Source organism: Pseudovibrio sp. POLY-S9 (assembly GCF_001431305.1).
GTDB lineage: Bacteria > Pseudomonadota > Alphaproteobacteria > Rhizobiales > Stappiaceae > Pseudovibrio.
Window position 1 is genome coordinate 3,197 of record NZ_LCWX01000170.1, and the last position, 6,804, is coordinate 10,000.

The following is a 6,804-nucleotide window of genomic DNA, read 5'->3' on the forward strand; positions in this document are numbered from 1 at the left end:
AGGAAGCTGATCGGGATTTCCAGAATGCGGAGCTGGCGCTGGAAACGCTCCAGCTTGTCCTGTTCATAGATGTCGCGCTGATGCTGGTGCAGCACATCAATCCGCTTGCGAAACAGGTCTGCGGCCTTCTTGTTTTCAAAGGCTGCCAGATAGGTATAGGCCAGATCTTCCTGCAGGTTCGCCTGATCTGGTTTTTCCTCCAGCGAGGTTTCAAAGCGGGTGACTGCCAGATCATTGTCACCCTGAGCACGGGCAAGGTATCCTCCCAAAGCGAGTGTTGCCGGGTTTTTAAGGTCGGCTGGCGGCAGTTTTTCATATTCAGCCTCTGCTTCCTCTAGTTGATCCAACTGGAACAGAACCTGAACTACGGAAAAGCGAATGTCCGGTGTCGAGGCGATGGACCGTGCCTTGCGCAGGTCCACTAGAGCGCTTGCCAGCGCTTCTGGCGACTGATTGCCCTGATGGAGCGTGAGCTGTGCCCGGGCGGCGTAGTAGCCGGCCATTTGCTCTTCAGAGAGCTTTGAGACATCCAGTTTGGCAAGGAGGTGTGCTGCCTCATCATAGTCCATCTGGCGCAGGTTGAGGTAGAGCAGTGCCATGCCAGCGCTCTGATCGTCATGCTCTTCAAAAGATTCCAGAAACCAGTCTTCCGCAACCTCATACTCTCCCAGCTCCTGATAGAGGAAGCCAAGCTGGCTTGCTGTGGCGAGGTTTGGGCTGAGTTCATACGCTTGCTGTAGTTCCTCTCTGGCTTTCTCTTTGTCTCCCAGCCGCAGGTAGAGGCTGGCAAGTGTCAGATGCTTGTCGGCGTTCATGGGCTGGGCCTGAAGCTCCTGTTGCGCGCATGTCAGGGCCTCAAGATTGCGATCAAGCACGCGGTAGGCCTCGCACCGGATCGCCAAGATCGCATCGGTGTTTTGGGTCTGGTCCAGCTGTTGCAGCAACATGAGAGCTCTTTTGGGGTGATTGAGCTCCAGTGCAAGATAAGCAGCTTCCAAACGGGTTTCCGCAGTTGGGGCCAGTCGCAGTGATTGGCGGTACATTTTCACGGCTTCCTGAAGCTGCCCTTCTGTTTTCAAGAGGCGCGCAAGTGAGAGGAAAGCCGTGGCAAACATGTCTTTGCTTTCCTCTGACAGGTTTGCAGTGTTGGTGTAGCTGAAAACGTAGTTCAGCCACATGCGTGCCGTGATGCCTTCTGCGGTGCTTTCCTTGAGCATGAGATATGCTGGCAGAACCAGTGTCGGGTCCGGTTGTAGCTTCCAGTCCGCGATCAGATAGTCAAGCGTACTGGTCCAGTCTTCATTGGTTGCAGAAACGGCTGCCAGATCAAACAGAAGACGTGCATAGGCTTTCTTGTCGTTTTCATTGAAGGCGCCGTCAGCACGGGCTCTTTGGGCTCGTGCAAGAGCATCCTGAAGAACAGCGGAGGCGATGCGGTGATGGTTGGAGAGTAGGGCGACCTGCCCTCTTTTTGCTGTGATGCGCCAGTTGGGCATCAACGTTTCAGCTTCTTTGAGAACCTGATTGGCGAGATCCAGATCCCCTGCCCGCCGTGCCAGATCTGAAAGGGTTTGCAACAGCTCTACCCAGGCTTCCGGAGATTTCTGCTGGTCGGTAAACTGGGTGATGGCGCGCAGTTCCACCAGCGCGTTGATGGCTTGTGTTTCCCAGCCGTTGTTAAGAGCAAGCATGCTGAGTTGCAGACCGTATTCCGGGCTTCGGGTGAGTTTGATCAGCAATCGGCCCGCAGTGACTGCTCTGGCATCATCTCCTGCGCGAATGGCGATGTCTGCCAGTGCCAGATAGTAGTTGGCGGCTTCTTCCGGACCGGAGGCTTTGGTGTCGAGGATCCTGCCATCCGCTGTCAGAAGCGCCATTTCAGCCTCAGCACTGGAGCCTTTTTTCACCAGAGCGTAAGCCAGCTGAACGCGCGTGGACAGTCCCAGTTGATCAATGCGTCCGGGGTTGAGGAAGGTCAGTAACTCATCAAGGTGACCAGAGTTCAGAGCACTGGCGGCCAGAGCTCTGGCGAATGTGCGTTGTTCCAAAGCGGAGGATTGGCGGCCAGTAAACAGTCCATTCATTTCGCCGCGCAGCAGCAAGCGGTAGGCTTCTTCGTCTTTGCCTTGCTCAAGAAGCAGGAAGGCGTCATTCAGGATGGCTGTGCGTTGGGTTCTTGGGGCGTTGTCCAGTTTGGAAAGTTCGTCCCACTCGCTGCGGGCTTCTTCCAGTTGATTGAAGTTGCGCAGAAGGTCGGCCCGTATGAGCCTTTGCCTTGGGGTGGCAGCGCCCAGCTCTCGCAGAATGTTCAGTGCCTGGAGAGCTTCTTTTGTTTTGCCGAGTTTGATGGCTGCTTCTGCGGCGCCTGCAAGAGCTTCTTCCCGGTTGCTCGGCAGTAATTTGCCAGTCTCTATCGCCAGCCGGAAATCATCAAAGGCTTCCGCATACTCGCCCGTGAGCATTTGCAGGTGGCCAAGCGAAAGATAGCCGCGGCTGAAGGCGGGGGCTTGAGATTGGAGGATTTCTAATTGGTCAATTGCTGCGATTGGGCGATTGAGGCCGATGAGCAGCTGGATTTTTTGCCAACGGGCCACAAGATGATTGGGGTCTTGCTTGAGCAGCTCATCCAGCTCTTTCAGGGCAGCTTCGTTCCGTCCTTTTGCCAGCAAACGGTATGCCAGATCCAGCAAGGGATAGGAGCGATAATCGCGCCACGTGCTTTGCAGGAGGGATTGGCTGTCCTGCCGGTCCTTCAGCAAGCTGATGTAGTACTCGTCTTTTTGCTGGAGGGTGTAAGGCGCAGGGCTGACTGGCTCTGAAGGCGGCACTGGATTTTGTGATTGTGTTGGGATGGATAAGCCAAGCGCAAACATGATGACCCACAGCAGATAGAATGCCGAGTTTCGGTTGGCATTCCCGCGTGTATTGTGGGGCGTTTGGGGCCGAGTCATGATTGCGCTTCCTGCTCTACAGGAATTGCCAGTTCCAGACTTTCTTCATCTGGATAATCATGGGCGGTCTTGTCCCAACCGATAACTTCGCCAGTGCCCAGATGCCGGATCCATGTTTTGATGGCTCGCATCATGGCGATGTAATTGATGATGATGGATACGAAGTAGCGCAGGGTTACAGGTGCCAATGCGCGCAGGCCATAATGGTAGCCTGTCCAGATATGGCGCTGGATAAGGCGGTGGGCGAGCAGCAGCACGTTGAACCAGATCACATACCAGAATGGGCTGTCTTCTGGCAGAAGCGGTGGCAAATGGTAGGCATCTGGTGCCAGCTTCTCATAGAGGCGAAGGCCCCAGTAGAAGAAAAGCGAGATGTACCCGATGATGATGGCATGGCTGAAGAACACCATCTTCCTGTCGCGCCAATAAAAATATTTATCAGCGAGCCCTCCTTTCCACCCCAGCTGTGCCCAGCCCTGAAACGCGATGCCGATGGTCCAGCGGGTTTTCTGGCGTACGCTTTGCCAGAAGCCGGAGGGAAACAACTCCTGCGTGACTACAAAGTCCGTGTGCTCGCTCTTCCTTGCCGGGTGGATCCAGAGCAGGCGGTGGGTGAGCCCCTTCCCTGTGAGCCGCATGGCGAGGTCATAGTCTTCCGTCAAGGAGCTGATGTTGAAGATTTCCGGTATGCCGTTCTCATCTGTGCCAGAAATGGATTTGGCTGTCTCGATGGTTTTCTTGGAATAGCAGGTACCAACGCCAGCACCCGGAACTGTTCCGGTCAGGAAGCCCCTGACGAGAACTTCCTTGGAATGGAACTCGGCGAATTCGTCCATGTAGTGGCCTGCTGTCAGGTCCCGGCGTCTACGGGGTAACGAGAGCACAGGCAACTGCACCACATCGGCAAGTTCAAGACTGGCGTTGAAGATGTGCAGAGCGTTTGGGTTGAGGATGTCTTCGGCGTCCTGCATGACGATGCCGGCAAAGGAGATGTTCTGCTCTTGTTCGAATGTCTCTATTTCGGCAAGGATGGTGTTGACGCAGTCGGCTTTGCAGGTTGGGCCATCATTGTTGGTGATGACGACGCGCAGGTTGTCATGTTCGGCTGCCAGACGGTTTGCAGCCTTCTGTGTGGCGTCATCATTGGGGTAGACGCCAATGAAGATCCAATAGGACGGATAGTCCAGCCTGCGCATGATGCCTGTGACGGCGGGATAGAGGATTGCGGCTTCATCCCACGCGGGCAACATGATGGCCAGCGGTCTGGGTGGGACGTGCCCTGTTTCTTCAAACAGGCGTTCTTCGGTTCTGCCCACCAATGGGCCGCGATACCAGGCGATAAAGGTGTAATAGAGGGTGTCAACGAACAGGTCATCTGCGCCAGATACAGCAAAGACGTATGAGGCGACGAGAAAGAGGCCCTGCGTAACAAGAAACAATAATACAAATGCATCTGTTACCAGCATACTCTGGTGCACTCCTTCGCAGTAACCTGATTAAAGTTACCCTAGGAGATTCGAGAGGATGTCCTCAGTCATGGGATGTGCTCAGAGGATTGGGCTGAGGCAGTTATGACGTGGGAGGGAGTGCTGAGGCCCCCTCCGTTTACAGTTTGTTTCGCATCGTTAATTGTCGCAGATTCAGGCCAAAGTTTTGCTCTTTTGCATATCAACGATATCAGCTTCAGAGAAACCAAGCTGCTGTAAAACCTGTGCAGTATCGTCTCCGGTTCTTCCTGCTGGTTCAGGTGTTTGCGGAACTGTGCGGCTGAAGCGCGGTGCAGGTGCTGCCTGGGTGACGCCGTTGAGGCGGATGCGGTTGCCGCGCTCGGTGTTGAGAGAGGCTGCGTTTGCCTCCTCAATGGAGAGCACAGGGGCAACGCAAGCGTCGGTTCCCGCAAAGACGCCGGTCCAGTGGTCCAGCGTGTTCGCCTTGATGGCATTGCCGATTTGCTCTTCCAGCTGAGGCCACTCTTTCATGTTCATCTGGATCTTGGAAAGCTCTTGCGGGAGGTCCAGCCCTTTCAGCAGCAAAGCGAAGAACTGAGGTTCCAGAGAGCCAACGGACAGATAGCGGCCATCTGAGGTTTCGTAGCATTGATAGAACGGGGCGCCACCGTCCAGCAGGTTCGTTTGGCGTTTGTCCTGCCAAAGCCCGCGGCCCAGCAAGGAGTAGATCAGGCCCATCATAGCTGGCACGCCGTCGACCATGGCTGCATCGATCACCTGCCCTTTGCCGCTTCTGGTGCGCTCAAACAATGCTGACAGCACACCCAGCAGCAGGAACATGGACCCGCCGCCGTAGTCTGCCGCCATGTTGAGTGGTGGGACTGGTGGGCGGCCTTCCTCGCCGATGGCGTGGAGCATGCCCGTCATGGCGAGGTAATTGAGGTCGTGGCCGGCGGAATGAGCTAATGGCCCATCCTGCCCCCAGCCGGTCATGCGGCCATAGATCAGGCCCGGATTCTTCGTGAGGCATTCGTCCGGCCCAAGGCCAAGGCGCTCCATTACGCCGGGGCGGAAGCCTTCTATCAGGATGTCGGCTTTCTCAACGAGGGAGAAGAAGACTTTGACGGCCTCTTCGCTCTTCATGTTCAAAGCGATGGACTTCTTGCCTCGGCGGTTGACGTCCTTGTCGATCCGCTCGCCGGTGCGGCGGTCGACGACTATGACATCGGCTCCCAGATCTGCAAGCAATTGTCCGGCCATGGGCGCTGGGCCAAGGCCTGCCATCTCCACCACCTGAAGTCCTGAAAGTGGTCCCGCTTTTTCTGCTGTCACATATGCCTCCCCAGTCAGCCAAGACCTGCGCATACGAGCATCTTGGAAAGTGCCCGTTTCCAGAGTTGATGCCTTGCAGAGCTGGCTTGTCAGATAAGTGTACCTGCAAGCCGCGCTGGGCGGATAACTCCGGTCTGCGTTGTTGGGTCAACCTTAGAGCGGCTGATGGTGGTTCCACAACTCTCCATTTGGTGAATAGCCTATCCAATAGGTTAAGATGGATGGAGAGTGCGAGGAGATTTTCAATCTGATGCGCTGGGCTGTGTCGTTTGCTGTGATAGGTGCTTTCTGATGAAATGAATTCATCAACGCAGTTACATAGCAACTTAAAGTAACGCATGAATCACTTAAACCACGCAAAATTACACATAAGAACGCAAAGTCGCGCGGTTTATATAATATCTATATATTTCAGCAGGTTGTGATTATGTATTCAACATAGTTGTGAGGAGTAAGCTGTCTGGCTGTTCCAGCGCCTCTACCACGGTAAAATGGTTTTTGCCGGGGTCCTCATAGGCAGTGACCTGAGTTTCAAAACCACCCCACATTGCGCAGTGGGCTGCATTTTGCCGCCGAAACTCTGCCAGCTCCTCAGCTCCAACCCAGCCTGTAAAGCGTAGATTATCAAGAGGTTCGTGCAGCACCGGACTTTCTGCCAGCGCCTCCGCTTCGTCGATATGCAGGGTGTCGTTCATTGCTGTCCTGCGGATTGGCCGCAGATCGTAAACCCCGCTGATGCCGAGGATGTGCTTGATCCGACCAGTGATACTATCTGGTATCATCCGGTTTTTGCAGCCCAACCTCGCTACCAAGTGTCCACCAGCAGAATGACCGGTCAGGTGAATCGGTCCTTTAACTTGTTCAGCTGCAACTTCAAGAGCTTGCTGCATCTGATTGGTAATATTAGATATTTTCACTTCAGGGCAAAGGTCGTAAGAGGGCACGGCAACGGTGTACCCCATCTCGACGGCCCCCTTCGCCAAGTGGCTGAAGGCGGATTTATCGAAGGCCTTCCAGTACCCGCCATGAACGATCATGACGAGCCCTTTGGACGCCTCAGTGCCTTGCGGGAA

4 protein-coding genes are annotated in these 6,804 nt (G+C 55.0%); all 4 read right to left on the reverse strand.

What is annotated here, in order from left to right; translation table 11 throughout:
* Window positions 1–2,951 (reverse strand): tetratricopeptide repeat protein (locus PPL9_RS17335; RefSeq protein WP_208989445.1); only part of this gene is annotated, 2,951 nt, incomplete at its 3' end.
* Window positions 2,948–4,417, reverse strand: a complete 1,470-nt coding sequence (locus PPL9_RS17340) for a glycosyltransferase (protein WP_057463881.1) — start codon at window positions 4,415–4,417, stop codon at window positions 2,948–2,950. The genes PPL9_RS17340 and PPL9_RS17335, both read right to left, overlap by 4 nt.
* A gap of 174 nt (window positions 4,418–4,591) precedes the next feature.
* Window positions 4,592–5,731 (reverse strand): CaiB/BaiF CoA-transferase family protein, encoded by a 1,140-nt coding sequence (locus tag PPL9_RS17345; RefSeq protein ID WP_057463915.1) that lies wholly within the window; start codon window positions 5,729–5,731, stop codon window positions 4,592–4,594.
* 425 nt (window positions 5,732–6,156) lie between these two features.
* On the reverse strand, window positions 6,157–6,804 hold a 648-nt coding region (locus tag PPL9_RS17350; RefSeq protein WP_057463882.1), incomplete at its 5' end, for an alpha/beta hydrolase.